This window comes from Dysgonomonas sp. ZJ279, from assembly GCF_011039205.1.
Classification (GTDB): Bacteria; Bacteroidota; Bacteroidia; order Bacteroidales; family Dysgonomonadaceae; genus Dysgonomonas.
The window spans coordinates 41788-68131 of sequence record NZ_JAAKEL010000008.1; the positions used below are offsets into that span (position 1 = coordinate 41788).

Annotated in this window: 27 protein-coding genes; 16 read left to right on the top strand and 11 right to left on the bottom strand. The window is 37.6% G+C overall.

What is annotated here, in order from left to right:
- Positions 1 to 9: 9 nt before the first annotated feature.
- Positions 10 to 339, bottom strand: coding sequence for a hypothetical protein (locus G7Y57_RS10680; protein ID WP_165023691.1), 330 nt, complete (start codon positions 337 to 339; stop codon positions 10 to 12).
- Between the two features lie 131 nt (positions 340 to 470).
- Positions 471 to 1118 carry a rhomboid family intramembrane serine protease gene (locus G7Y57_RS10685; RefSeq protein WP_165023694.1) on the bottom strand — a complete coding sequence of 216 codons (648 nt, stop codon included), beginning with the start codon at positions 1116 to 1118 and terminating at the stop codon, positions 471 to 473.
- A 378-nt stretch (positions 1119 to 1496) separates the two neighbouring features.
- Between G7Y57_RS10685 and G7Y57_RS10690 the strand changes: the two genes are divergently transcribed.
- Positions 1497 to 1715 carry a (4Fe-4S)-binding protein gene (locus G7Y57_RS10690; protein ID WP_165023696.1) on the top strand — a complete coding sequence of 73 codons (219 nt, stop codon included), beginning with the start codon at positions 1497 to 1499 and terminating at the stop codon, positions 1713 to 1715.
- Positions 1716 to 1794: 79 nt separating this feature from the next.
- Here G7Y57_RS10690 and G7Y57_RS10695 read toward each other — a convergent pair whose 3' ends face one another.
- The 5 genes from G7Y57_RS10695 to G7Y57_RS17865 form a co-directional block, all read right to left on the bottom strand.
- Positions 1795 to 2991 carry an anaerobic sulfatase-maturation protein gene (locus G7Y57_RS10695; RefSeq protein ID WP_165023699.1) on the bottom strand — a complete coding sequence of 399 codons (1197 nt, stop codon included), beginning with the start codon at positions 2989 to 2991 and terminating at the stop codon, positions 1795 to 1797.
- Positions 2992 to 3067: 76 nt separating this feature from the next.
- Positions 3068 to 4483, bottom strand: coding sequence for a sulfatase (locus G7Y57_RS10700; protein WP_165023701.1), 1416 nt, complete (start codon positions 4481 to 4483; stop codon positions 3068 to 3070).
- A 197-nt stretch (positions 4484 to 4680) separates the two neighbouring features.
- Positions 4681 to 5328 carry a DUF1349 domain-containing protein gene (locus tag G7Y57_RS10705; RefSeq protein WP_165023703.1) on the bottom strand — a complete coding sequence of 216 codons (648 nt, stop codon included), beginning with the start codon at positions 5326 to 5328 and terminating at the stop codon, positions 4681 to 4683.
- A gap of 18 nt (positions 5329 to 5346) precedes the next feature.
- Positions 5347 to 6129, bottom strand: coding sequence for an IclR family transcriptional regulator (locus G7Y57_RS10710; RefSeq protein WP_165023706.1), 783 nt, complete (start codon positions 6127 to 6129; stop codon positions 5347 to 5349).
- Positions 6130 to 6423: 294 nt separating this feature from the next.
- Positions 6424 to 6936: a hypothetical protein gene (locus tag G7Y57_RS17865; RefSeq protein ID WP_185153934.1), complete on the bottom strand. Its 513-nt coding sequence runs from the start codon at positions 6934 to 6936 to the stop codon at positions 6424 to 6426.
- A gap of 14 nt (positions 6937 to 6950) precedes the next feature.
- Here G7Y57_RS17865 and G7Y57_RS10720 point away from each other — a divergent pair, with 14 nt between their 5' ends.
- Complete coding sequence (locus G7Y57_RS10720) at positions 6951 to 7154, top strand: hypothetical protein (RefSeq protein ID WP_165023709.1); 204 nt, start codon at positions 6951 to 6953, stop codon at positions 7152 to 7154.
- Positions 7155 to 7312: 158 nt separating this feature from the next.
- Here G7Y57_RS10720 and clpB read toward each other — a convergent pair whose 3' ends face one another.
- A complete protein-coding gene (clpB, locus tag G7Y57_RS10725; protein ID WP_165023711.1) occupies positions 7313 to 9901 on the bottom strand; it encodes an ATP-dependent chaperone ClpB in 2589 nt (862 codons plus the stop codon).
- A gap of 190 nt (positions 9902 to 10091) precedes the next feature.
- Here clpB and G7Y57_RS10730 point away from each other — a divergent pair, with 190 nt between their 5' ends.
- The 6 genes from G7Y57_RS10730 (at position 10092) to G7Y57_RS10755 (ending at position 15784) form a co-directional block, all read left to right on the top strand.
- Positions 10092 to 11354: a PLP-dependent transferase gene (locus G7Y57_RS10730; RefSeq protein ID WP_165023713.1), complete on the top strand. Its 1263-nt coding sequence runs from the start codon at positions 10092 to 10094 to the stop codon at positions 11352 to 11354.
- Positions 11355 to 11460: 106 nt separating this feature from the next.
- Positions 11461 to 11895 (top strand): type II 3-dehydroquinate dehydratase, encoded by a 435-nt coding sequence (aroQ, locus tag G7Y57_RS10735; RefSeq protein WP_165023716.1) that lies wholly within the window; start codon positions 11461 to 11463, stop codon positions 11893 to 11895.
- 37 nt (positions 11896 to 11932) lie between these two features.
- Positions 11933 to 13399, top strand: coding sequence for a pyruvate kinase (gene pyk, locus G7Y57_RS10740; protein ID WP_165023719.1), 1467 nt, complete (start codon positions 11933 to 11935; stop codon positions 13397 to 13399).
- A gap of 122 nt (positions 13400 to 13521) precedes the next feature.
- Complete coding sequence (locus G7Y57_RS10745; RefSeq protein ID WP_165023722.1) at positions 13522 to 14166, top strand: O-methyltransferase; 645 nt, start codon at positions 13522 to 13524, stop codon at positions 14164 to 14166.
- A gap of 47 nt (positions 14167 to 14213) precedes the next feature.
- A complete protein-coding gene (rbfA, locus tag G7Y57_RS10750; protein WP_165023724.1) occupies positions 14214 to 14567 on the top strand; it encodes a 30S ribosome-binding factor RbfA in 354 nt (117 codons plus the stop codon).
- Positions 14568 to 14569: 2 nt separating this feature from the next.
- A complete protein-coding gene (locus tag G7Y57_RS10755; RefSeq protein ID WP_165023727.1) occupies positions 14570 to 15784 on the top strand; it encodes an ABC transporter permease in 1215 nt (404 codons plus the stop codon).
- 9 nt (positions 15785 to 15793) lie between these two features.
- Here the strand turns inward: G7Y57_RS10755 and G7Y57_RS10760 are convergent, their stop codons facing one another.
- Positions 15794 to 16279: a GNAT family N-acetyltransferase gene (locus G7Y57_RS10760; RefSeq protein WP_165023730.1), complete on the bottom strand. Its 486-nt coding sequence runs from the start codon at positions 16277 to 16279 to the stop codon at positions 15794 to 15796.
- Positions 16280 to 16698: 419 nt separating this feature from the next.
- Between G7Y57_RS10760 and yihA the strand changes: the two genes are divergently transcribed.
- From yihA to rpsA, 6 genes are all read left to right on the top strand, one after another.
- Positions 16699 to 17304, top strand: coding sequence for a ribosome biogenesis GTP-binding protein YihA/YsxC (gene yihA / locus G7Y57_RS10765; RefSeq protein WP_165023733.1), 606 nt, complete (start codon positions 16699 to 16701; stop codon positions 17302 to 17304).
- Between the two features lie 29 nt (positions 17305 to 17333).
- Positions 17334 to 17783 (top strand): nucleoside deaminase, encoded by a 450-nt coding sequence (locus G7Y57_RS10770; RefSeq protein WP_165023867.1) that lies wholly within the window; start codon positions 17334 to 17336, stop codon positions 17781 to 17783.
- A gap of 43 nt (positions 17784 to 17826) precedes the next feature.
- Entirely contained in the window at positions 17827 to 18471 is a 645-nt protein-coding gene (locus G7Y57_RS10775; RefSeq protein WP_165023736.1) for a carbohydrate-binding family 9-like protein, read from the top strand.
- Positions 18472 to 18644: 173 nt separating this feature from the next.
- Positions 18645 to 19295, top strand: a complete 651-nt coding sequence (locus tag G7Y57_RS10780) for a DUF47 domain-containing protein (protein WP_165023739.1) — start codon at positions 18645 to 18647, stop codon at positions 19293 to 19295.
- A gap of 12 nt (positions 19296 to 19307) precedes the next feature.
- Positions 19308 to 20348 (top strand): inorganic phosphate transporter, encoded by a 1041-nt coding sequence (locus G7Y57_RS10785; protein ID WP_165023742.1) that lies wholly within the window; start codon positions 19308 to 19310, stop codon positions 20346 to 20348.
- A gap of 197 nt (positions 20349 to 20545) precedes the next feature.
- A complete protein-coding gene (gene rpsA, locus G7Y57_RS10790) occupies positions 20546 to 22360 on the top strand; it encodes a 30S ribosomal protein S1 (protein ID WP_165023744.1) in 1815 nt (604 codons plus the stop codon).
- 158 nt (positions 22361 to 22518) lie between these two features.
- Here the strand turns inward: rpsA and G7Y57_RS10795 are convergent, their stop codons facing one another.
- Both G7Y57_RS10795 and G7Y57_RS10800 read right to left on the bottom strand, forming a co-directional pair.
- Positions 22519 to 23301, bottom strand: a complete 783-nt coding sequence (locus tag G7Y57_RS10795; protein ID WP_165023747.1) for an NUDIX hydrolase — start codon at positions 23299 to 23301, stop codon at positions 22519 to 22521.
- Between the two features lie 31 nt (positions 23302 to 23332).
- Positions 23333 to 24166, bottom strand: a complete 834-nt coding sequence (locus G7Y57_RS10800; protein WP_165023750.1) for a hypothetical protein — start codon at positions 24164 to 24166, stop codon at positions 23333 to 23335.
- A 180-nt stretch (positions 24167 to 24346) separates the two neighbouring features.
- Here G7Y57_RS10800 and G7Y57_RS10805 point away from each other — a divergent pair, with 180 nt between their 5' ends.
- Positions 24347 to 25789 (top strand): CCA tRNA nucleotidyltransferase, encoded by a 1443-nt coding sequence (locus G7Y57_RS10805; protein WP_165023753.1) that lies wholly within the window; start codon positions 24347 to 24349, stop codon positions 25787 to 25789.
- The gene (locus tag G7Y57_RS10810; RefSeq protein ID WP_165023755.1) at positions 25786 to 26286 is read left to right on the top strand and encodes a dihydrofolate reductase; all 501 of its coding nucleotides are present in this window, start codon (positions 25786 to 25788) and stop codon (positions 26284 to 26286) included. The genes G7Y57_RS10805 and G7Y57_RS10810 overlap by 4 nt, the downstream gene beginning before the upstream one ends.
- Positions 26287 to 26344: the final 58 nt, after the last annotated feature.

Genomic DNA, 26344 nt, shown 5'->3' on the forward strand with positions numbered 1-26344 from the left:
TTTATCTCTTTATTCAAATAATCCGATAGAGTCGCAATAAGCAAGTTCACCTTGTATGATGAAGGCGATCTCTTCAGATTCGAATTTGCTAATTTTGTCTTTCTTTGTATTTTTCAATACATATTCAACCATCTCATCTTCGTCGATATCTACAATCGAATCTTCGTTTACATTCTCTTTCATAAAACCTTTATCTTCGTAAAAATCGTAGATGATGTCGATAATGTAATTGATTTCGTCGCTTGAATATTTACCTTTCATTTCTTGAGGAAGATAGTTCTGTATGAATTTTACAGCCTCGTCTTCATCGTACTGGATAAGATCTTTTTCGTTGCTCATTGTTTAACTGTTGGATTAAATTATTGTAATTATATAACAAAGATACAGATGCTATGTTCAATTAGAACGTTGCTTTTTCTGCTCTATTTAAGAGATAATATTAACTTTTGTTAAATGCTAAATTTTAGATTTTATTTCTTTTTCCAGATGTAATATGCCAGAACGATCAGTGGGATAACCATTAAACCAATATATAAGGCATTAACCATTAGAAAGATCGGGGCAAATATAACCGAAAGGATAAGTCCGACAGCGGCTCCACCCAGATGGGCGTCATGTCCGATATTGCCCGTACGCGAATGCATCCCGTATATCGAGAAAGCCAGATAAGCGATTCCAAATACCCATCCCGGTATAGCGATAGGTATAAAAAGTATATAGATACCAATATGCGGATCGATAGTAATAGAGGCAAACAATACACCTACTACTCCTCCCGATGCGCCGATAGCACTATAGTAATATTCGCGACGGTGTATCCATAACGATAACAATCCTCCACCGACAATGGATCCAAAATAAATTGCCAGATAGCGCCATACCCCAAATACACTGACGATAGCATCAGAGAAGAAGTACAGGGTCAACATATTAAATATGAGGTGCATATAATCACCATGCAGAAATGCCGATGATAAAAGGCGATCCCATTGGCGGGATTTACCCAGAATAGCTCCTACATTGAGCTTGTACCTATCGAAAAATTCGGCATTATTAAAGCCGAATAAACTGGATATAACTGTGAGTACGATAATTAGAAACGGGATATATTCAATCATATAATAAAGATGCTTTGTTAATAGCGCAAAGGTATAAAAAAGAGTCAATATTCGGGTTTTCTTTTCGGATAAGTAAAAGAGGGTATTTAGTGTTATATTTTAACCTCTCTTCCCCTTTCCCCTTCCAATGAGAGGCTGCTATACTTAGATGTGAACAGCCAAATCTTTATCCTTAATCACAATGGGAACAAAATACAGCTTTCAGATGTTTTTAATATAGTGTGAATTCGAAATAAGGAAAAGGATAACAAAGTCTTTATTCTCTCTGTCATCCCGAACTGAAAGGACGAAAGATCGATGCTAATTCATATTTCATAATTATATAATGCTTATATCAAACTCACGTTATATCAACTATCAATCTCTAAAAAAACTACTATGGAAAAGAAAATTGAATATTCGAACGGGGAATTGACAATAATCTGGAAACCCGAACTCTGTCAGCATGCAGGTATTTGTGTCAAACTATTACCAATGGTATATAATCCGAAAGACAGGCCTTGGATAAAAATAAAGAATGCCACCACCGATCAATTAATTGCACAAATAAACGATTGTCCTTCAGGCGCTTTAACATATAGAATGAATAGCAAATAATCTCGCATAGTTTTTTCATACAATAAGGAAGGCAGCAAAATACTTTGCTGCCTTCCTTAGTTCTTTTCACTTCGCTTGTCTACCTTAGGTGACCTAGCCTGATAGCTTCCATTACATTGGCAGGTGCTCTCTCGGAGTCATACTCTTTTTTCATAAACTCCATATAAGGAGTAATGTGTTTGAAGAATTTATAATATCCTTTACATAGATAGTTCAACCCCTGTTCACCATTCGATGTCGTAAGAAAACGGTTCTTCGGGCATTCACCATTGCATGCAAAATTGACATCACATTCTTTGCATTGAGTCGGCAACTTATCATGCTTATTATATCCAAATTGCAGTTGTTTTTGAGAATACATCATCCCCGTTAATGTATCTGTATGAATATTACCCAATTTATATTCGGGATAGACCAGATGATCACAGCTATATACATCACCGTTGAATTCCATTACTCCTGCATGCCCGCATGTTTTAGCGAATATACAGATGCCGGGATCTTGCCCGACCCAATTAGCCAATGCGGAATCGAAATGCTGCATATAAAATTGTCCGACATCTTTTCTTACCCATTCGTCGAAAATAGCGATCAAGAAGTCACCCCATTTTTCGGGCGATACACTCCACGGTGCCACTTCGCCATTCTCCAATCGCTCTACAATGGGCGAGAACTGAATATAACGAGAATCTATCTCTTTGAAGAAGTTATAGAATTCGAGAGGATAATCTACATTGTAGTCGTTTACCACTGCCATTACATTAAATTCTACTTCATGCTTTTTCAAGAGATTAACTCCCCTCATCACCTGATAGAATGAAGGGCGACCATCTGCCGTTTTGCGGTATTCGTCGTGAAACTCCTGCGGTCCGTCAATAGATATTCCAATCAGGAAGTTATTCTCTTTAAAGAATTTACACCATTCATCAGTAAGCAATGTTCCGTTCGTTTGCAAGCAGTTGTCTATTCGTCGTCCTCTTCCGTATTTCCGTTGAAGTTCAATTGCTTTTTTGTAGAAGCCTATATTACGCATCAATGTTTCGCCTCCATGCCAGGTAAACAAAATTTCCGACATTGTTTGCGAATTTATATATTGCTCTATAAACCTTTCCAGCAATTCATCACTCATCACGAAGTTTTTAGCCTCGGGATACAGCCCCTTCTTCTCCAAGTAATAGCAATACTTGCATTTTAGATTGCAGACTGCACCTATTGGCTTCAGCATAACATAGAGTGGCTTTGCAAATGGAGTAAAAGCAGATAGAGATTGAGTCATAAATAGTTTTTTATTTTAGTATTATTGCCCATAATATTTATCATGAAGATACAGAACACTTCTTAGCTTTATAATCTTACTTATAATCTTTAAGTAAACCCGGTTGACGTCTATTCTTTCCTTGACTGGATGTGAGGTTATCGCCTAAATCTTTACGCATTTTATCTGCAAATTTCATCAATCTGGCTGCAACCTCCGGATATTGCGAAATAACATCATAACGTTCTCCCGGATCGCGGCGTAAGTCGTATAGCTCGGCTTTCTGTATTTCCAAATTAGTCAGTTTGCCTGGCATGCCATCGTTTCCCGGTACAAATGCACCGTAAGTAACATATTTATGAGGGAAAACAAGCTTAAACATGCCATCCGTTACTGCCTCCAAATCGTTCTTATTATAATAGTACGCAAATTCTTTACGTGGGCTCGCATCTTTTTCGCCTTTTATCAACGGAAGAAGACTTACTCCATCTAGCTTTTTCTTTGGTAGTGGTGCCTGACTTATATCTGCTAATGTCGGGAATAAATCGATATTTGAAGCTAACTTGTTAGAAGTGGTTCCTGCCATAATCTTTCCTTTCCAATACATAACACATGGTATTCTGTTTCCACCATCGAATGTCGTAGCCTTTGCCTCTCTCAATCCGGCAGCAGATCCGGCATGATTACCATAATTCGTCCAAGGTCCATTGTCAGAGGTCAGCACTATTAATGTATTTTCTTCAATTCCCAGTTCACGTAATGTCTTAAGGATTTCCCCTACACTCCAATCTATTTCCATCATCACATCGCCGAACAATCCCTGCTCACTTTTCCCTTTGAATTTATCGGAAACAGCGAGGGGAACATGTGGCATAGAATGAGCGAGATATAAGAAAAACGGTTGAGATTTGTTCTTCTTAATGAAGTTTATCGACCGATTGGTATAATCTGTCGTAAATTTTGTCTGATCGGTATTATAACCGATTATTTCGTCACCATCGATCGTTGGTAAATCGGGGAACTTAAACATATTGTTTTGCGGATGGTATGACCACATATCATTCGAATAAGGCAGTCCATAATATTCGTCAAAACCATTTTGCAATGGCAGGAACGATTTTGCGTCACCTAGATGCCATTTGCCGAATATAGCAGTATGATAGCCTTTTTGCTTCAACAATTCAGCCATTGTCATTTCATCGGGATGAATACCATATTCTGAATTCGGACCGGGCGCACCGGCAAAACCGATACGATTTGGATAACATCCTGTCAATAATCCGGCACGCGAAGCTCCACTTATAGGCTGCCCTGCTAAGAAATGAGTCATCCTCATTCCCTCTGCTGCCATCTTATCTATATTGGGCGTAGTATATCCGTATGCTCCATTGTACGAAAAGTCTCCGTAGCCGACATCGTCCAGATTGATGATAATGAAATTGGTGTAATCGGCGGCAAGAGAATTATAGGTGATAGGCGCTAAAGCAGCTAGTAATGCTAATTTCTTGTTCATGATGTTTCTTGTTTTTCATTAGTATACAATTACAAATTTAAGTTTATATTTAGTAGATAACTATATAAACATTGATTATTTTCGACAATTTAAAGCCTACAGATTCACACAAAACAAAAGGGCAATACAAAAAATTGCATTACCCCAATCCATTCACAAAACCAATAATTTGTCTCCGGAACTACTTATTATCAACCTTATTTATTATTCTCTAACCACTGTAAACGGCGTTGATCGGGTAGATGAGTCACCTTAAAGTTTTCAAATTTAGCTTCGAAGCCCTGACCGTCAGGACATGCCGCCATTAAACCTATCATAATGGGAACATTATCTTGCAGATGTGCATTCCGCATCATTGTATAAGTTTCATCATCATACGAATAAAACAGCTCAACCGCATCTAGTCTGCGTACCGCTTTTACCCAAACATAAGGAGGTACTTTATCCAGTTGAATCACACTCCAGTCACTTGTTTTATGTGTTACTACTGCACTGATATTCAATTTACCATCTACAAATTCGACACCGGCCTTGATCCAATTCTCATGATCGATACGAAGCATCAACCCCATCTGATCGAAACGAACCTTATAGTCTCCCGTAAGTTTTACCTTTACTTCGAACTCTCCACCGTAAGTAGAATAATAAAACGGAGCATCATCTACCGTAAATCCGTAATGAGAAATACGCCAGTAGTCCGATTGTGGGGTGACATACATACTTAATGTTTTATCTTTTACATCCCATTTTTCAGGTTCGTTGAACCATTGCATTTTGTCGAGGCTCTGTGCCATCATTATTGGGGCTGAACAAGCCAAAAGAAGAGAAGCAATAATTTTTTTCATGTTGTTGTTTTATAAATATTATTTTGATTTTTTGTAACCTATATTATTCGATATAGCCAATCCTGCATCTATTATCAATTGTGCTATTCTTGGTATTTCTGCTTCAGGAAGACGGCCTGCCGGACCCGATGTCCATATACATGCTATTACATTATAAGTTTCGTCAAAAATTGGTGCTGCAATACAATGAACTCCCTGCACTGTTTCATTCAAGTCAACAGCATAACCCGCTTTCGCTATCCGAGCCAACTCTCCTTTTAATAAGTCTTTATCTGTGATTGTATATTCGTTTATAGCTTCGGGTTGTAATTCCGATATTTTTTCGTTACGCTCTTTAGGCGATAAGAAAGCCAAAAGCACTTTACCCGGTGCAGTAGAATACAGATTAAATCGCATCCCTCGTTTAAGGATAAAAACAAAATCGAGAGTACCAGTCACTTGCTCTAATAAAATAACTTCATCATTAAGTAAGGTTCCTATCATAACCGATTCTCCGATCTCATCACTTAAGCGTTTCATATATTCCTTAGATCGCTCTATAATGTCGTAGCCACTTATTGCAGCAAGGCCAACTGAAAGAAGTTTACGGGATAAAAAATAGCGAAAGCTGTCAGGCTCTTTTCCCAGATAGCCTAATTCCTGCAAATTAGTTGCAATTTTATAAATAGATGATTTAGGATAATGAAGCAAGTTTACAATTTCTTGCAACGTCAATCCTTTTTCATTTTTCGACAAAAGTTCAAGCAACTCCATCGATTTTGTAATCATCGAAACATTGTTTTTATCTTCTTTTTCTTTCATTCTCGATCACATATATAAACAAAAACAGCAAACAGTTTCCATATATAAATATGATTCCTATTTGTGTTTAAAAGTATATTATATTATGATAAGATGAAAATATTTTGTTGAAAAATAACAAATTTATAGGGAAGGTGAGGGGAAGATGCAATTTTCAACACATATACTTAAGGTATTACAATACACACTATCTGCAAGGAATAAAATATCCCTAACAACTTACTTTATAATAATATATTCTTGATTAAATATTGAAAATAGACAACCTATCCTACGACACAAGGCTTATGGGCTTCATTCCTCATCTTTAGCTCCATCATGTACATCTGTATAAACAATCAGACCTGTTCTGAATGCATTAATTAAGATTTCTTTATCTTCTATATCTTTTCGGAGTCTTTCATTTTCCTTCTCCAATTGCAGGATGTACTTATCCTTATAATCAGACCCATATTGTGGAGTTTTTGTTTCTGATACAATCCCTACTGAACTATTTTTCGTTGATGATTCTTTGTATGCTTTTCCATTACCTGTAAGTAACCATTCTAAGTTAATATCCGGTAAGACTAATAATATATTTTCGATTGCATTTGAATTCAAAGGCGTTCCTTTTGCTTTTCCTCTAAAGTTAGCAGAAGTCATACCGATTCTTGCAAAAAACTCCTCTTTAGCAAGACCCTTATCTTCAATTATTTGTATTATTCTTTCTTTAATCATAGAAAATATATTTTCAATATCGCTTGCATTTAGTAAATATATTTTCAATATTTGTAACTGCAAGAAAGGCAAATGTAAGAAATCAATCATAAACTGTATGCAAAATGAATACAAAAAAGTTTACAACAGAAGAACTAAGTGAGTTAAAATTATCCTCAATTGCAAAAAAACATGGTTGCACAACCGGTTATGTACGCCATGTTTTAACAGGTGTGCGCGAACGAAAATCTGTATTAGCACAGAAAATAGTGAAGGATGTAATGGATATGGTCGAAATCTTGGAGCGCGAAACAAAAATAATGGTATGAAAAAGATATGAGCTATGAAAAAACCTTATTAATTTGAAATTAACACCTATACTATCCAACTTTTTTTTGAAACTACAAACCTAAAATCAATTTTATGAAATATAAAAAAAGACCAATTAATAAATTAACTGGTCTTCATCACTAAAATATAGTTTTACTTAATTTCGGAATTCTAATTCTCCGTTTTTTTCATCAATAACAATTGGATTCGATTTATCGATGGTTCCGGCAAGTAGTTTCTTCGACAAATTGTCTAATACAAGTCGTTGAATAACTCGCTTCACAGGGCGCGCTCCAAATTCAGGATCAAATCCTTCGTGAGCAATCCATGTTATGGCTGCATCTGTAAATTCTAGTTTCACATTGCTGGTCCGCAACATTTTGACTATGCCATCCAACTGAATGCGTACCACTTGTGCTATTTCACTTTCTTTCAGTGGCTCAAACATAATAATTTCATCGATACGATTCAGGAACTCGGGACGAATAGTCGATTTCAACATACTCAACACTTCATTTCTTGTCTTATCCACTACCTCTTCATGATTATCTTTTGTTATTGTAGCAAAGTTTTCACGAATGAGAGCCGATCCCATGTTCGATGTCATAATAATTATCGTATTTTTAAAGTTCACAACACGACCTTTATTATCCGTCAAACGACCATCATCCAATACTTGCAATAAGATATTGAATACATCGGGATGCGCTTTTTCTATTTCATCGAACAAAACCACCGAATACGGCTTACGTCGAATAGCCTCCGTCAACTGACCACCTTCGTCATAACCTACATATCCCGGAGGTGCACCGATAAGACGAGTAGCACTGAATTTCTCCTGATACTCACTCATATCTATACGGGTCATCATATTCTCATCATCGAACAAGAATTCGGCAAGCGCTTTTGCCAACTCTGTTTTACCGACACCGGTTGTACCTAAGAAAATGAATGAACCTATCGGGCGTTTCGGATCTTGTAATCCTGCACGGCTACGGCGTATTGCATTCGATATAGCAGAGATAGCCTCCTCTTGACCAACTACACGTCTGTGTAATTCATCTTCAAGATTCAGAAGTTTATCTTTCTCGCTTTGCATCATCTTATTCACCGGAATACCAGTCCAGCGAGAAACTACATCAGCAATATCGACAGAATCTACTTCTTCTTTTATCATAGCTCTGCCACCTTGCATACTGTGCAATTGAGACTGTAGCTTTTCTATTTCTGTTTCCAGTTCTTTTAGTTTGCCGTAACGCAACTCGGCTACTTTACCATAGTCACCCTCTCGCTCGGCTTTATCAGCCTGAAATTTAGCATCCTCTATATCAATCTTATTTTGCTGAATCTTATTAATGACATCCTTTTCTGATTGCCACTTAGCCTTCAACTCTTTTTCTTCTTCTTTAAGCGAACTTATTTCTTTACTCAATTCCGCTTCCTTATTTTTATCATTCTCACGCTTGATAGCCTCTCTTTCTATTTCCAATTGTTTGATACGGCGACTCTTTTCATCCAGTTCCTCAGGAACGGAATCCACTTCCATCCTCAATTTGGCTGCCGCTTCATCCATCAAGTCAATAGCTTTATCGGGCAAGAAACGATCGGTAATATAACGTGATGACAATTGCACAGCAGCAATTATAGCCTCATCTTTAATACGCACCTTATGATGATTCTCATACCTTTCTTTCAATCCGCGCAAGATGGATATTGCATCCAACTCGCTCGGCTCATCAACCATCACTATTTGGAAACGGCGTTCAAGAGCTTTGTCCTTCTCGAAATACTTTTGGTATTCATCCAAAGTAGTTGCACCTATTGCACGTAATTCTCCACGAGCAAGAGCAGGCTTCAATATATTAGCTGCATCCATCGCACCTTCGCCTTTACCTGCACCAACAAGGGTATGTATCTCATCTATAAATAATATAATCTCGCCCTCGGCTTTGATTACTTCGTTCACAACTGATTTCAGACGTTCTTCGAATTCTCCTTTATACTTAGCCCCTGCAACCAAAGCACCCATATCTAAAGAATAGATTTGCTTGCTTCGCAAATTATCGGGTACGTCACCACGGATTATACGATGAGCCAGCCCTTCGGCAATAGCTGTTTTACCCGTACCGGGTTCACCTATCAATATAGGATTATTCTTTGTACGACGACTGAGGATTTGAAGCACACGGCGAATTTCCTCATCACGGCCAATTACCGGATCGAGCTTACCATCACGAGCTTGTTGAGTAAGGTTGATCGCAAATTTCTCTAGCGACTGATAAGTATCTTCTGCCGACTGGCTAGTTACATTATTACCTTTTCGCAACTCATTAATTGCCAGTTGTAATTCTTTTTCAGTAATACCTGCATCTTTTAATAGCTGAGAAGCAGAACTCTTTTCAGACAAAAGGCCTAACAACAGATGCTCGATAGAGACATACTGATCGCCCATCTTTTTAGCATAGTCCACAGCTTTATCAAGCGCAGCATTGCTCTCACGACTCAAATAAGGTTCGCCACCCGAAACTTTCGGATAGAGGTCTATTTCCTTACCAAGCAATGAGGTTAAATGTCCGGCATTTGTTCCCAACTTTTGAAAAAGGAAATTAACAATATTCTCGCCCGTCATTATCGTAGCCATAAGGATATGAGCAGGTTCGATAGCTTGTTGATTTTTCTCTTTCACTATCTCAATCGCTTTTTGAATAGATTCTTGAGACTTAATTGTAAAATTGTTGAAATTCATATATTTATTCTCCTTTCTTATTCTAATTTATATAACAATTATTTGATAATGAACGTTCAAATAATTTGCCAAACAATGTTTTATGACAGATTGTCAGTGAATTTTTAATCTAAAATATATATTGCCTTGAGAATAATTATTTAATAAGACTTTCTTACCTTTGATCTAAAATTAAAAAGGTATAAAGATTATGTCACAGGAAGATTGTAAAAATGAGAAATTCTCGACTCGAATCATTAGCGAAAAGTTCAAGAAACCCGATATACATGGAGCAATCGGCATGCCTATATACCGCAATGCTGCCTTCGAATTTCCCAATTCGGAGAGTATAGCAGCAGCATTTCAGAACAGAGAAGAAATTACATCGCATACATATTCGCGCATAACCAATCCATCGGTAGAAAATCTGGAGCGAAAAATACAAGCAGCCTCAGGTGCAGAAAGCGTAATGGCTCTGGCTTCGGGAATGGCTGCAATATCGAATACATTCTTCACTCTAGCATATGCAGGAAGCAATATAGTTACCTCGCCTCACCTGTTCGGAAATACATTTTCGATATTAAAATTTACATTGGCAGAATTTGACGTAGAAGTTCGCTTTGTAAACACCGACGACATGGAAGAAATAGCCTCTGCTATCGACCAAAATACATGCGCATTTTTTTGCGAACTGATTACTAACCCACATATGGAAGTTGCCAATCTAACCGAGATTTCTAAATTGCTAAGAACCCGCAATATTCCTATGATTGTAGACTCGACCATTATACCTTGGTGTGGCTTCAATGCAAAGGAAGCAGGCGTCGACATAGAGGTGGTTTCGACGACAAAATACATATCAGGAGGCGCAACCAGTATCGGTGGTGCGATCCTAGACTACGGCACTTTCAACTGGGCACATAACCGAAAATTGAATAAGGTTGCCAAGAGTAGCGAAATGTCTAAATTTTCATTCAAATTAAAACGCGAAATAGCACGAAACATCGGAGCATGTATGGATCCCGACACTGCATACTTACAGGCGCTAGGAATGGAATCTTTACAATTGCGGTTCGAAAGAATGGCCGACTCGGCATACGAATTAGCACAATTTCTTTCGCAGCAAAAAGATATTCTGAAAGTAAATTATCCGAAACTGGAAAGTTCAGCTTACAAAGAGGTATCTGACAGCTTGTTTTCGTCTAATCCGGGAGCTATGCTTACTTTCAGCCTCGAGTCTAAAGACGCTTGCTACAAATTCATGGATCAGCTGCAAACTATCAGACGCGCAACCAATTTGTTCGATAATAAAACGCTTATAATACATCCTGAATCTACGATATATGGCACATTCTCATCAGAGATGAAATCCGTTATGGGTATAGAAGATAACCTACTCCGATTGTCAGTGGGCTTAGAAGATGTGAACGATTTGAAAGGGGATATCATTCAAGCATTGAAATCCTTACATTAATTTGTCTTAAATGTAAGGAATGATTACAATACGAACGAAAAAAGTCTTACCTTTGTTCTCCTAAACTGAACAGGAAAAGGTACTCACTTCTAAGTGATTGATTGATATGAAAATACAGATAATAAACGGACCCAATCTGAATTTATTAGGCAAAAGAGAGCCTGATATCTACGGAAACGCTTCTTTTGATACATACTTCACTCAATTACAACAATTATTTGGTTCAGAATGTGAGTTGCATTATTTCCAATCCAATCACGAAGGGGCAATAATAGATAAGATACACGATGTCGGGTTTTCGTATGACGGTATAGTTCTTAATGCAGGTGCGTATACACACACGTCTATTGCCATACACGACGCGATAAAAGCGGTGACAACTCCAACAATAGAGGTACACATATCAAACATACATACACGCGAAGAATTTCGCCACAAATCGATGATAGCACCGGCCTGCAAAGGTTCTGTAGTCGGATTAGGCTTATTCTCATACGAACTTGCCGTTCGTTATTTCGCAATAAATACTCTAAGCATTTAAAATATATAACTATATACAATTAAACTATTTTACTTTTATGACTAAGAAAAAGACGAAAATTGTTGCTACAATTTCAGACATGCGTTGCGATGTTGATTTTATTCAGTCGTTGTATAATGAAGGAATCAATGTTGTGAGAATGAACTCGGCTCACATGACCGAAGAGGGATTTGTTAAAGTAATAACAAACGTACGTGCGGTATCTAAAACTATTGGTATCATGATGGATACTAAAGGTCCTGAAATACGTACAACTGCAACTACTACAGGTGAGAAAATCGTTGTTAAAACAGGTGACAAATTAAGAGTTATCGGCGACATCAACGTACTATCTGCCGCTGAACAAATTTCTGTGTCATACCCAAGTATAGTAAAAGATGTTTCTGTAGGAAACCTTCTTCTTATCGACGATGGTGAAACAGCACTTAAAGTTATCGAAAAAACTGCTGATGCATTGATCGTTGAAGTACAAAACGATGGTACTATCGGAAGTCGCAAGAGCGTTAACATCCCTGGTGTTAGCATCAACTTGCCTTCAATCACTGAAAAAGATAAAAAATGTATCGAAATTGCTATCAAATATGGTGCGGACTTTATTGCTCACTCATTTGTTAGACATAAAGGTGACGTATTAGATGTTCAAAAAATCCTTGATGCTCACAACAGCGATATCAAAATCATTGCTAAAATTGAAAACCAAGAAGGTGTTGATAACATCGACGAAATCTACGAATATGCTTATGGCGTAATGGTAGCTCGTGGTGACCTAGGTATTGAAGTTCCACAAGAAAAAATCCCTGGAATCCAACGCTTACTTATCCGTAAGGCTATAGAATACAAAAAACCGGTTATCGTTGCTACTCAAATGTTGCATACTATGATCGAAAATCCTCGTCCGACTCGTGCCGAAGTTGCCGATATTGCAAATGCAGTATATTACGGAACTGATGCTGTGATGTTGAGCGGAGAAACTGCTTATGGTAAATACCCAATCGAAGCTGTTCGCACAATGGCTCAGGTAGCTGCTGCTGCAGAAGAATCTAAACTAGAAGAAAAAGTAACTCCGGTTCCTTTCAAAGACGAAGAGTATGACACTACTTCATTCTTAGCTAAACAAGCTGTAAAAGCTGCCACTCAACTAGGAATTAGCGCTATTATCACTGATAGCTTCACAGGTCGCACTGCTCGTACTCTAGCTGCTTTCCGTAGCAAGAGCCCAGTATTTGCTATCTGCTGTAAAGAAGAAGTTGCTCGTCAACTATCTGTATGCTATGGTGTACATGCATCTCACCAAGAATCGACAGGTTTCACTACTCACAAGCATAAAGAATATTTCTTGAAAGCTCTTAACCACATGTTAGATCTTAAAGCTATCACTAAACAAGATGATGTTGCTTATCTAAGCGGATCATTTGGTGAAGGTAAAGGAACATCTTTCCTTGAAATCAACAATGTAGGTCGTGTAGTAGATTCTAAAGATGCTTTCGAAGTACCAGTTGATTGACTGTTAAGAATAGAAATTAATCTATAATATTAAATGAGATAATAACAGCTTTGTTATTATCTCATTTGTTTTTATGGAGATTTAAATTGAATCATTAGCTTTGTGAAACATTAAAATGAGTTATGAGTTTAGAACACGATGAGGCAATAGAAAATTACATCCTTTCCCATATAGATGAGGAAGGTGATTTATTGAAACAACTGAACAGAGATGCCCATGTCAATCTACTTCGCCCACGCATGTTATCAGGGCATCTGCAAGGGCGATTACTAAAAATGTTCTGCCGGCTGATACAACCAAAATACATTCTCGAAATAGGTACCTACACTGGCTATGCAACTCTATGTCTAGCAGAAGGAGCTACTGACGATGCCGAAATACATACATTAGAAGTAAATGATGAACTGGAAGATTTTATTCTGAAATACTTACATCAAACTAAATTAAAAGATAAAATACATCTGCATATAGGTGATGCTATGGAAATAATACCGACCATCGATTGCACTTTCGATCTGGTATTTATCGATGCCAATAAGCGTACTTACATCGAATATTACGATCTCATTTTTGACAAAGTTCGCTCGGGAGGCTTGATCATAGCAGATAATACACTTTGGGATGGTAAAGTATTGGATACAGCGAAGCCTTCGGATAAGCAGACAATCGGCATTCAAAAATTCAATGACATGATAGCAAAAGATAGTCGTGTAGAGAAAGTTATTTTACCCATGCGAGACGGATTAACACTGATTTGGAAAAAATAATTCTTTCAGAAACTATTTACTGCTTACCTTTGTAAAAAATAAAAACAATGGAATCAACAAGACAACAAAAAATAAACAGACTCATTCAGAAAGAAATGGGTGAGATATTTCTGAAAGATGCACGCCTGATGCAAGGCATTCTTATATCGGTAAGCGAAGTACGCGTAAGTCCAGATTTGGGCTTGGCGAAGGTCTACCTAAGTATTTTCCCTTCTGAAAAAGGCAAGGAATTGGTAGAGAATATAAAAGCAAATATGAAAGCTGTTCGCTTCGAATTAGGACAACGCCTTGGCAAACAGCTAAGAATAATACCCGAATTGGCTTTCTATCTGGATAATTCGCTTGACCATCTTGAAAATATAGATAAATTGTTAGGCACAAATAACAAGCCAGAAGAGTAAATTTGAAACTGTCGCTCTACATAGCCAAGCGTTACCTCTTCTCCAAGAAATCGCATAATGCCATCAATGTCATATCCATGATATCGGTGTGTGGAATTGCTATAGCCACAATGGCACTAGTATGTACACTATCGGTATTTAATGGTTTCACCAATGTAGTAGCAAAATCATTCAGTTCGTTCGACCCCGAACTACAAATCACTCCTGCACAAGGAAAAGTATTCGATTCCACCGACCCTAAAATATTAAAAGTAAAACAACTTGCTGAAATATCTTTGGTGTCGGAATCGCTAGAAGAGAATGCTTTATTGAGATTTGAAGACAGACAAGACCCAATTCTTTTAAAAGGGGTATCATCCGAATTCGTAAATCTGGCAGATATAAATAAGCTCATAATAGATGGCGAATTTATGTTGCGGGAAGGTGACATCGATTACAGTGTAATAGGTGCAGGGCTAGCAATGTATATGGGCACACGCGCCGGCTTCCTGTCCCCTCTGGAAATATACATACCAAAGAGAAACGAAAAGATAAATCTGGCAAATCCATCTACAGCATTTACCCGCTCCGAAGTTTATGTTAGTGGCGTTTTCGCTCTCAATCAGGCAAAGTATGATGATCAGATGCTTATCGTATCTATTGATTTGATGCGCGAACTACTCCATTACGACACAGAAGTATCGTCGCTTGATATAAAAATAAAAGAAGGTGAATCTTTGGAAAATGTCCGCCACAAGATAGAAGGGATATTGGGCAATGATTATTTGGTGAAAGACCGCTTTGAACAACAGGAAGACCTTTTCCGAATGGTGAATGTTGAAAAATGGGTTACTTTCCTCATTCTCGCCATTATATCTATGATAGCGATATTTAATGTTGTAGGCTCCTTATCTATGTTGATTATAGAAAAAACGGCAGACATCAAGATTCTTCAAAGCATGGGCGCCAATAACAAACTGATAACAAATATATTTTTATTAGAAGGTTGGCTGATAACCTTTATAGGTGGAATAGCCGGACTTATTATCGGAATCATCATTTGCCTTCTTCAACAATATTTTGGCATTCTGAAACTAGGCGATGCAGGCACATTTGTAATAGATTCATACCCTGTATCGGTACAAATGCTGGATATCCTTCTGATATTCGTAACTGTAAATATTATCGGCTTTCTTGCCGTACTTTATCCGGTGAACAATCTGCGGAAAAATCTGTAAACATTCAAATCAAAGTATCAATTGCCAGAATTCTACATCAATAAGGCGATTGAATTTCTTTCCTGATTCTTTAAAATTGCCAACCAATCTAAAATTAAACTTTTCATGCAGTCGCTGACTCTCCCTGTTGGGTAAAGATATCACGCCAATAAGCGAATGTATATTGATTGCTTTCGCTCTCATAATAAGTTCTCTGTATAAAATACTGCCCACACCGCTACCTATCATTTCATGATCGAGATAAACACTCGTCTCTAATGAAATATCGTAAGCCGAACGCTCCCTCCAATTATTAAGATAAGCATAGCCTATCACCTTACCCTCTTTCTCATATACAAAATAAGGGAAACCTTTCCCTTGCACTTTCAGTATACGTTGAGCTATATCCTCTTCGCTTACCAACTTTTCTTCGAAGGTGATAATGGTATCTTTAATATAGTAATTATAGATTTCTGCAATTCTTTTTGCATCGTCAAGTTGTACTTCTCTTATCATTTTAACCAACCATTATTTTAAGATTTTCGAAGTGTAAATATATTCAGTTTTTCTTTAATTAAACGTGAATTCAACATAAGAAAAAAAGAAATAAAAGCTTCATTCGATTCTGTCATCCCGATACGCAGTGAGGGATCTGCTTTTCTATAACAAGGAGCAGTTGAGATCCCTCACTGCGTATCGGGATGACAGAATGAGCGAAAGATAGGTTGAGACTCACAACTCATATTCCAATGATTTAATATCTAATTCACGTTTAATTAAATAAAATCTGAATGTAATATCTGTCAATATAGCCGTGATTTAGCGTAACACTCATCAAAAGAAATAGGAATCTGCAACCTTAAGATCCATATACGTTACCCAATATTCATAATTTTAGTGTATTTTCGTGTAATCAAATCAATCTCAATCAGAAGATGATAATTAAAGACGCTAAATTTCTAATAAGCAATACCGATTATAAACTTTGCCCGCAAGATGGCAGAGCAGAATATGCTTTTATCGGACGTTCCAATGTAGGTAAATCCTCTTTGATCAATATGATCACCAATCGCAACGGACTGGCTATGACATCGTCGAAGCCCGGAAAAACCCAATTGATAAACCATTTTATCATAAACGATGAATGGTATCTGGTCGATCTGCCCGGATATGGATATGCCCAACGAGGAAAAGACGGACGTGAACAGATACGTAAAATCATCGAAAGTTATATATTAAACAGAGAAGATCTTACGTGCCTTTTCCTCCTACTCGACTGTAGGCACGAACCTCAAAAAGTAGATATGGATTTCATGAACTGGCTAGGAGAACTAGGTGTGCCATTTTCGATCATATTCACTAAGATCGACAAGATCAGCAAAAGCCGCCTAAAAGAAAATATTGCTGCATATACCGACAAACTAAAGGAAACATGGGAAGAACTGCCTCCTATATTCTACACATCAGCCGAAGCGAGAGTAGGTGCAGATGAAATACTCAACTATATAGATCAGATTAATAAGGATTTACAATCAAAATGAAAAAACAAGACAAAATAAACCCTGAATATATGCTCAAGGCCATAAAATGGGCAGAAAAAAGCGTAACCAAAGGTGGTGGCCCCTTTGGAGCGGTTATCGTAAAAAATGGTGAGATAGTAGCACAAGGTCACAACTGTGTAACATTACATAACGATCCGACGGCACATGCCGAAGTTACCACAATACGTAAAGCTTGCAAAAAACTGAATACTTTTGATTTAGCTGGCTGCGAAATATATACATCGTGCGAACCATGCCCCATGTGTCTTGCTGCAATTTATTGGGCACGAATAGATAAGATATATTACGGATGCACAAAAGACGATGCTAAGAATATAGGCTTCGACGACTCGTTTATCTACGAGCAAATAGATTTGAAACCCGAGGACAGGAGCATTCCTGCAAAGCAAATTCTTCACGATAAAGCAATAGTCGCTTTTCAAAAATGGGAAGAGAAAGAGGATAAAATAGAATATTGAAAAATACAACCCTGATATATCATTATACCTAAATCTGAGTACAATGCTAGTACCAAAAATCAGAATCACAGAGACTAACAATGCAAGCCTGATAACAGAGGCGCTGGATGCAGTATCGTTAAATGCGATAGGCTCTGTCAATTGGGAAAGTCAATATCCATATAAACCCGATGTTTCGTTTAAGATCGCTCATAATGGAGATTATCTATTCCTTCAATATTTTGTTGAGGAAAATGAAATATTAGCAAAGACAACCGAAGACAATGGTCCTGTTTGGACAGATTCGTGTGTCGAATTCTTCATTTCCTTCGGAGAGTCTCCCTATTATTACAATGCCGAATTTTCGTGTATAGGTAAAGCCTTGCTTGGCTACCGCAAAGACAGAAAAGATTCCGTATATGGTGATTTTGACACTATGTCATCTATAAAACGATATCCAAGTCTGGGAACCGACAATTTCGAAAGAAAAGAAGGCGATTTCAAATGGAATCTACTTCTTGTTATGCCCACTTCCGTTTTTTGGAAAGACAGCATTAAATCGTTTGATGGAGTAAAAGCTCGCGCCAATCTCTACAAATGTGGAGATGATTTGTCTAAACCTCATTTTCTTTCATGGAACCCTATAAATAACGAGAATCCTAATTTTCATTTACCTAACTTCTTCGGATTTTTAGACTTTGAAGATTAATATAACGAATCCACACAAGTATCAGTAAATCAATACCATATATTGAGCCAATTTTGTGTTAAAAAATCTTTCGTTATATGTTTTTTTTCTTATCTTTGCGCCAATTCAGAGTTTTAAGATAGTATTTAAGATGCTCTTAATTTTCTGTTAAATATGGATATATTTAATTTTTTATGAAAAATAATCTATTCGATAGGTTTAAACCTAAAGAAACTAAGTTCTTTCCACTTCTTAGTGAGATGACGGAAGTTATAAGTGCAGCTTCCGACCTGATCGTTGAATGCGTTCAAACAGCAGCAGACCATAATTCTGCAGTAGAGTACTACAAAAAAATAAAAGAGCAGGAACGCCGTGGTGATCAAATTCAAAACCAAATTTTTGAAGAGTTGAACAACACATTCATCACTCCATTCGACAGAGAAGACATCAACAACCTCTCCTCTAAAATGGACGATGTGACCGATCTTATCAATAGCTGTGCCAAACGCATCATGCTATACAGCCCGAAAACAATGCCCGAAAGCGCAGTTCGTTTAGCTTTATTGGTTAAAGAATCGGCAGCTTGTCTTAATCTGGCAATCAAAGAGCTGGACGTTCTAAAGAAAAGTCCTGCAAAAATTAAAGAATACTGCGCACAATTAGATGTGATAGAAACAAAGGCTGATGACGTATACGAGCATTTCTTAATAGACTTGTTCGAAAACGAAACAAACGCCATAGAAGTTATCAAACTAAAAGATATCCTTCACGAATTGGAACGCGCAACCGATGCAGCCGAAACTGTAGGTAAAATAATCAAAACAATTATTGTTAAGTACACATAACTAAAAAAAGAAATGACCCTACTTATAATAATTATTGTATTAGCCATTGTTTTCGACTTTATCAACGGATTCCACGATGCAGCTAACTCAATAGCCACTGTGGTATCCACAAAGGTACTGACACCTACACAAGCCGTTATCTGGGCGGCATTTTTCAATTTCGTTGCATTTTTTATCGCTAAATATATTATTGGTGGTTTTGGTATTGCCGATACTGTATCCAAAGTGGTAAATATGGGTGTGGTCGCAAACCCTTCTCATGTTATCATAGCCGGACTAGTCGCTGCCATTACATGGAATCTTGTAACCTGGTGGTTAGGCATCCCTTCCTCATCATCGCACACCCTTATCGGTGGTTTTGCAGGCGCAGGTATTGCAGGTGCAGGCTTTCATGCGGTTCATGCAGGGGTAATCGGTGTGATAGCACTATTTATCGTTGTAGCACCACTTATCGGTATGGTGGGAGGTAATATCATTACACTCATCACCCTTCATTTTGCCCAAAAGGCAAAACCGGGAAAAGCCGACCGGTGGTTCAAGAATCTCCAACTCATATCATCCGCATTGCTTAGCATAGGGCATGGACTGAACGACTCACAAAAGGTAATGGGTATCATCGCCGCCGCCTTGATAGCATTTACACAAACAAATCCGGAGGTTCACGAATGGCTGCGTATGTCATCCATGGACGACATGCACGACTGGGTTCCGATAGCCTGTTTTACGGCTATTGCAATAGGAACGATGTGTGGTGGATGGAAGATTATGAAAACTATGGGTAACCGTATTACGAAAATCACTCCTATCGAAGGCTTCTGTGCCCAAACGGCAGGATCATTAACCCTCTTTATTACTGAGATACTACACGTACCGGTAAGTACTACACATGTTATAACAGGTAGTATAATCGGAGTAGGGTCGGTAAAACGCCTTTCGGCTGTTCGCTGGGGTGTAACAAAAGACCTTTTGATTGCATGGATACTAACAATACCCGTTAGTGCAGTTATGGCAATGCTTTGCTATTATGCACTAGGAATATTTATTGTAGATTAAAATATTACCAGACAAATAGATACAAAAGAGGATAACCTTAAGCGGTTACCCTCTTTTTTCATTTAACACCTAACATTTTCCAGATTAAAATATTGCTTTATTCATTGAAAAACAATATCTTTGCACCGCTTTTAATTAAGCAATTATGTTTAACCCTTTAAAATTACTGATCAGATCAGGTATCAGATCCTTATTAGATGATTGAATCAGAAATATTGAAACACGTACAACCACTTGCAGATTTTGATTGGGATTCGTACGAAAAAGGTGACACTTATTCAGATAAGAGTCAAGAAGAATTAGAAAAAACCTACGACCAGTCGTTAAGTAAAATCAACGACAAAGAAGTGGTAATGGGTAAGGTAACATCGATGAACAAACGTGAAGTTGTTATCAACATCGGTTACAAATCGGATGGTGTTATTTCACTAAACGAATTCCGTTACAACCCTGATCTTAAAATTGGTGACGAAGTAGAGGTATACATCGAAAGCCAAGAAGACAAAAAAGGACAACTTGTTCTTTCTCACAAGAAAGCACGCGCTTCTCGTTCTTGGGAACGTGTTAACGCAGCTCTTGATAATGATGAAATTATTAAAGGTTACATCAAATGCCGTACTAAAGGTGGTATGATTGTTGACGTATTTGGTATCGAGGCGTTCTTGCCGGGTTCTCAAATCGACGTTAAACCAATCCGCGACTACGACGTATTTGTTGGTAAAACAATGGAATTCAAAGTTGTTAAGATCAATCACGAATTCAAAAACGTTGTTGTTTCTCACAAAGCTCTTATCGAAGCTGAACTGGAACAACAAAAGAAAGATATTATTTCGAAATTGGAAAAAGGTCAAGTGCTTGAAGGAACTGTTAAAAACATCACATCATATGGTGTATTTATCGACCTTGGTGGCGTAGATGGTCTTATTCATATTACTGACCTATCTTGGGGACGTGTACAACATCCTGAAGAAGTGGTTAAATTGGATGAGAAAATCAACGTTGTTATCCTTGACTTCGACGATGATAAAAAACGTATCGCTCTCGGCTTAAAACAATTGACTCCACATCCTTGGGATGCACTAGATGCTAACCTTAAGGTGGGTGACAAAGTTAAAGGTAGAGTAGTGGTAATGGCTGACTATGGTGCATTTATCGAAATTGCTACCGGAGTAGAAGGTCTTATCCACGTATCTGAAATGAGCTGGGCTCAACATCTACGCAGCGCACAAGACTTTATGAAAGTTGGTGACGAAGTAGAAGCTGTAGTTCTTACACTCGATCGCGAAGAGCGCAAAATGTCTCTTGGTATCAAACAATTGAAACCAGATCCATGGGAAAATATCGAAGTAAAATATCCGGTTGGAAGCAAGCATACTGCAAAAGTTCGCAACTTCACTAACTTCGGTGTATTTGCTGAAATAGAAGAAGGTGTTGACGGACTAATCCATATCTCTGACCTTTCTTGGACTAAGAAAATCAAACACCCTAGCGAGATGACTCAAATAGGTGCTGATATCGATGTTCAAGTACTAGAAATCGACAAAGACAACCGTCGTTTGAGCCTAGGTCACAAACAACTTGAAGAAAACCCTTGGGATGTATTCGAAACTATCTTTACAGTAGGTTCAGTACACGAAGGAACAGTTGTAGAAATGGTAGACAAAGGTGCTGTAATCTCTCTTCCATACGGTGTTGAAGGTTTTGCGACTCCAAAACACTTAGTGAAAGAAGACGGATCACAAGCTAAAATCGAAGAAAAACTAGATTTCAAAGTAATCGAATTCAACAAAGACTCTAAGAGAATTATCGTTTCTCACAGTCGCGTATTCGAAGACGAAAGACCAGAAGCTAAAGAAGCTGCTGCTGAAAAGAAAGCTAGAAAATCAGCGAAGAAAGACAAAGAAGAAGTAACAACAACTTCATCATCTAACAATGTAGAAAAAACTACATTAGGAGATATCGAAGAGCTTGCTGCTTTGAAAGAAAAACTTGCTGGAAACGAGAATAAGTAATAATCTTATCCTTATATATTAAAAAGGAGACATCTGCTAGATGTCTCCTTTTTTTTTGCAATTACCTTTTAACTTTCGCCAAGATGGAAGGATATATAAAACAAAGAGCGAAAAGCCTAATCTGACTTCCCGCTCTTTTTATCCATATCTACTCGACGTTAAAAATTATTGCTCATAAATTGTATTCCATTCTTTTCTGCTTCGGCATATTTTTTCTTATCAAAAGAATATAATATGGGAGATTTATGAGGACCAATCTTCCGGGTCTCATTTAAAGGCTCAATAAGCCCGACTGATAATACCTTACGCTGAAAATTCCTACGGTCAATTGCTTTACCTAATATCGTCTCATAGATAACCCTCAACTCAGGCATTGTAAACTTCTCCGGCAACAATTTATAGCCGATCGGAATATAACCTATATGCATACGCACAGTATCAATCGCCTTGCGAATAATTTTCTTATGATCTGCGTACAATTCAGGTAATGAGTCTAGCATAAACCAGTCAAATATCTCATCATCATTTTCTTTCGACTTCATCGGCTTAATTTGATCAAACTGCACCAATGCATAATAACCAACACTCATGAAACGCTGAAGATACCAAGGAGTTTCAACACCCTCAATATTAAATTCCTTCAACACATGGTCGTTACTATCGGTTCTATCCTTTCTCCCGAAAAAATAAAATTGTCTGGGAGAAACACCTCTTATTCCTGTTCTTTTGTATAAAGTTCGCTGTGCAGATTTATCGACATCCTCGTCAATAGCAATGAGACTACCCGGAAGCATCCATTGATCATTTATTTTCAATTTTCTCAATAATACTTTAAGACCTCCTGAGTGAAATCCTAAAATAACACACTCGACTGATACACTTGGCATATATAACACCACACCCTCCCCTGATATTCCGGAGGGCAACATATCCTTTTTCATAAGCATTTAATCGTTATTGCAATTCCTTAACTTAGTTTTCGTTTGTATTTGCGTTTTTCTTGTCTAAATAATAAATTTTGTATTCAGATTTTTCCTTTTCTGTCTTCAAACTATCCAACTGTTGCATCATCATAGACAATCTATATGATTTCTTAACAGCATATTTCACCGGTTGTGATAAAGTATATGAGCTCTTATTTTTCCCTTCTAGTATTAGCGTTAAAGGCTTATCTGTATTCTCAAAGATGAATTTAGCTACGCCATTGTCATCTTCTCCTGCAAATCTAATAATTTCAAATTGTTTTCCAAGGTTTGAAAAGCGATAATTTAGTCCGTCATCATTAACAGGACGTGATTCTGCCGATAATCCATCTTTTGCAGATACTTTTATCTTATTATGTTTTTGACCATTTCCTATAAAAACACTTTCCAGATACATCTGCCCATCTTCACCGACACCTGAACGTAAGGTTGTAAATGTTAATGGTCCACTCGTCGCACTTTCTTTCGGAACGTAAAATCCTTTTTCTTGATATTCTTTATTCCGCTGATAAACAAATAATTTTTTCAACGAATCTAATTTCGGCTCATGTAAAGCAATTAATGAATCACAAATCGCTATGGTATGGGTATCTTGTCCTCGCCTAACACTATCCAACAACGCCAGACTAGCTCTTATCTGATCAAAAGCTTTTGGATATAAGGTCTTGATACTGTCAATTTCTGATTTTGCCTGATCATACTTCCCTTCATTATATAATTGTCGGGCATTGTCTAATAACAATTGCGCTCCATCTGTTTTTGATGAACACGCCACAATAACAAAGCAGAAAAACAAAGCCAAAGCTTTAAAACACCTTCCCATAAGAGTTGATTAAATTAGATAAAAAATAGTAATAAAATAACAGAAATCGTTCTTTTGTTTGTAATTTTGCAATACAAATAAAATAATTTTTTTCGACTAAAGTGGCTTTTTAAGCGTTTATTTGCATCAAAACCGCTATTACGCAAGAATTAAAAGTTATTTTCACTAACAGATTTAAGAATGCATATTGAACATGAGGATTTAAAAAAGAAATTCTCCGGTAAAATATTTGAAATTATATCCGAAACAGCAGACGAAATGAACCTCGAATGCTATGCAATTGGAGGGTATGTACGGGATATATTTCTACACCGCCCATCAAAAGATATTGATATCGTAACCGTAGGACGAGGCATTGACCTTGCAGCAGCAATTACAAAAAAGCTCGGCAAAAAGGCTTTTCTATCCGTTTTCAAAACTTTCGGTACTGCACAAATAAAATACAAAGACCTCGAAATAGAATTTGTAGGTGCACGCAAAGAATCTTACCAAAGAGATTCCCGTAAACCAATTGTTGAAGATGGGACATTAGAAGACGATCAGAATCGCCGCGATTTCACAATCAATGCGCTGGCTGTATGTCTTAACAAAAAACGATTTGGTGAACTGCTCGACCCCTTCAATGGACTTGAAGATATGGAGAACCTTACTATAAAAACTCCACTCGATCCCGATATAACATTTAGCGACGATCCATTGCGTATGATGAGAGCTATCCGCTTCTCGTCCCAACTCGGATTCGATATTGAGGCTGATACGTTCGACGCTATTACGAGAAACAGAGAACGCATAGAGATAATTTCGAAGGAGCGAATCATCGATGAGTTAAATAAGATAATTCTCTCTCCAAAGCCTTCTATCGGATTCAGGCAACTTGATATAACAGGAATATTACCCATTATATTCCCCGAACTTGTTGCGCTCAAAGGAGCTGAAACAAAAGACGGCATAGGACATAAAGATAATTTTTATCATACACTTGCTGTATTAGATAATATTTCTCTAAAAACAGACAACCTCTGGCTTCGTTGGGCGGCTATACTACACGATATAGCTAAACCTGCGACCAAACGTTGGGATAATAAATTGGGATGGACATTTCATAATCATAATTTCATCGGTGAGAAAATGATTCCGAACATCTTTAAGCGGCTCAAATTACCACTGAATGAGAAAATGAAATACGTTCAGAAGATGGTGACGTTACACATGCGCCCTCAAGTGCTGGTAGACGAGGATATATCGGACTCTGCCGTACGCCGTCTTTTATTTGAAGCAGGTGATGACATTGATGATTTAATGACCCTCTGTGAAGCCGACATAACATCGAAGAACCCTGAACGTGTGCGCCGTTATCTCCGAAACTTTGAGATCGTTCGCCAAAAGTTGAAAGACATTGAAGAGAAAGATAATGTTCGTAACTTCCAGCCACCGATCGATGGCGAGGAGATTATGCAAATATTCGGTTTAACACCATGTGCCGAAGTCGGGCGGCTAAAATCATCGATCAAAGATGCTATCTTAGATGGTGTTATCACAAACGATTATGAATCGGCATACCAACACCTGATAGCGAAAGCGAAAAAGATAGGATTAACACCCATAAAAACAGATAAAAGATGAGTACAGTATCAATTATAGTAGCAGCAGACGAAAACAATGCGATAGGAAAAGACAATAATCTACTTTGCTATCTGCCTAACGATCTGAAATATTTCAAATCGATTACAGACGGACATTCCATTATCATGGGACGAAAGACATTCGAATCGTTACCTAAAGGAGCTTTACCGAACAGAAGAAATATTGTAATTACACAAAACAAAAGTTTGCAGTTCGAAAATTGTGAAATGTGCTCTTCTGTGGACGACGCTATTAACCTTTGCCGGAATGAAGACGAAATCTTCTTCATCGGAGGAGGCTCTGTCTATAATATCGTAATCGATTTTGCCGACTCATTATACCTCACTCGCATACACCATCGATTCGAAGGAGCGGATACTTTTTTCCCTTTAATAAACGATGACCAATGGAAAGAGACCTCAAGGGAATACCATAAGGCCGACGAGAAGAATAAATATGACTATAGTTTTATTAAGTTTCAGAAAATTAAACGTTAATATACTTGTTTATTTTAAATAATCCCCCTACATTTGCAACCCGAATTTGAACGAAGAA

Coding starts and splice junctions, on each gene's coding strand:
- G7Y57_RS10800 (WP_165023750.1), bottom strand. CDS start 24,166: ATGGGAAGGTGTTTTAAAGCTTTGGCTTTGTTTTTCTGCTTTGTTATT.
- G7Y57_RS10780 (WP_165023739.1), top strand. CDS start 18,645: ATGAAAAATAATCTATTCGATAGGTTTAAACCTAAAGAAACTAAGTTC.
- rbfA (WP_165023724.1), top strand. CDS start 14,214: ATGGAATCAACAAGACAACAAAAAATAAACAGACTCATTCAGAAAGAA.
- yihA (WP_165023733.1), top strand. CDS start 16,699: ATGATAATTAAAGACGCTAAATTTCTAATAAGCAATACCGATTATAAA.
- G7Y57_RS10810 (WP_165023755.1), top strand. CDS start 25,786: ATGAGTACAGTATCAATTATAGTAGCAGCAGACGAAAACAATGCGATA.
- pyk (WP_165023719.1), top strand. CDS start 11,933: ATGACTAAGAAAAAGACGAAAATTGTTGCTACAATTTCAGACATGCGT.
- G7Y57_RS10795 (WP_165023747.1), bottom strand. CDS start 23,301: ATGAAAAAGGATATGTTGCCCTCCGGAATATCAGGGGAGGGTGTGGTG.
- G7Y57_RS10695 (WP_165023699.1), bottom strand. CDS start 2,991: ATGACTCAATCTCTATCTGCTTTTACTCCATTTGCAAAGCCACTCTAT.
- G7Y57_RS10760 (WP_165023730.1), bottom strand. CDS start 16,279: ATGATAAGAGAAGTACAACTTGACGATGCAAAAAGAATTGCAGAAATC.
- G7Y57_RS10690 (WP_165023696.1), top strand. CDS start 1,497: ATGGAAAAGAAAATTGAATATTCGAACGGGGAATTGACAATAATCTGG.
- rpsA (WP_165023744.1), top strand. CDS start 20,546: ATGATTGAATCAGAAATATTGAAACACGTACAACCACTTGCAGATTTT.
- G7Y57_RS10805 (WP_165023753.1), top strand. CDS start 24,347: ATGCATATTGAACATGAGGATTTAAAAAAGAAATTCTCCGGTAAAATA.
- G7Y57_RS10710 (WP_165023706.1), bottom strand. CDS start 6,129: ATGAAAGAAAAAGAAGATAAAAACAATGTTTCGATGATTACAAAATCG.
- G7Y57_RS17865 (WP_185153934.1), bottom strand. CDS start 6,936: ATGATTGATTTCTTACATTTGCCTTTCTTGCAGTTACAAATATTGAAA.
- G7Y57_RS10785 (WP_165023742.1), top strand. CDS start 19,308: ATGACCCTACTTATAATAATTATTGTATTAGCCATTGTTTTCGACTTT.
- G7Y57_RS10680 (WP_165023691.1), bottom strand. CDS start 339: ATGAGCAACGAAAAAGATCTTATCCAGTACGATGAAGACGAGGCTGTA.
- clpB (WP_165023711.1), bottom strand. CDS start 9,901: ATGAATTTCAACAATTTTACAATTAAGTCTCAAGAATCTATTCAAAAA.
- G7Y57_RS10745 (WP_165023722.1), top strand. CDS start 13,522: ATGAGTTTAGAACACGATGAGGCAATAGAAAATTACATCCTTTCCCAT.
- G7Y57_RS10770 (WP_165023867.1), top strand. CDS start 17,334: ATGCTCAAGGCCATAAAATGGGCAGAAAAAAGCGTAACCAAAGGTGGT.
- aroQ (WP_165023716.1), top strand. CDS start 11,461: ATGAAAATACAGATAATAAACGGACCCAATCTGAATTTATTAGGCAAA.
- G7Y57_RS10730 (WP_165023713.1), top strand. CDS start 10,092: ATGTCACAGGAAGATTGTAAAAATGAGAAATTCTCGACTCGAATCATT.
- G7Y57_RS10685 (WP_165023694.1), bottom strand. CDS start 1,118: ATGATTGAATATATCCCGTTTCTAATTATCGTACTCACAGTTATATCC.
- G7Y57_RS10775 (WP_165023736.1), top strand. CDS start 17,827: ATGCTAGTACCAAAAATCAGAATCACAGAGACTAACAATGCAAGCCTG.
- G7Y57_RS10705 (WP_165023703.1), bottom strand. CDS start 5,328: ATGAAAAAAATTATTGCTTCTCTTCTTTTGGCTTGTTCAGCCCCAATA.
- G7Y57_RS10700 (WP_165023701.1), bottom strand. CDS start 4,483: ATGAACAAGAAATTAGCATTACTAGCTGCTTTAGCGCCTATCACCTAT.
- G7Y57_RS10720 (WP_165023709.1), top strand. CDS start 6,951: ATGAATACAAAAAAGTTTACAACAGAAGAACTAAGTGAGTTAAAATTA.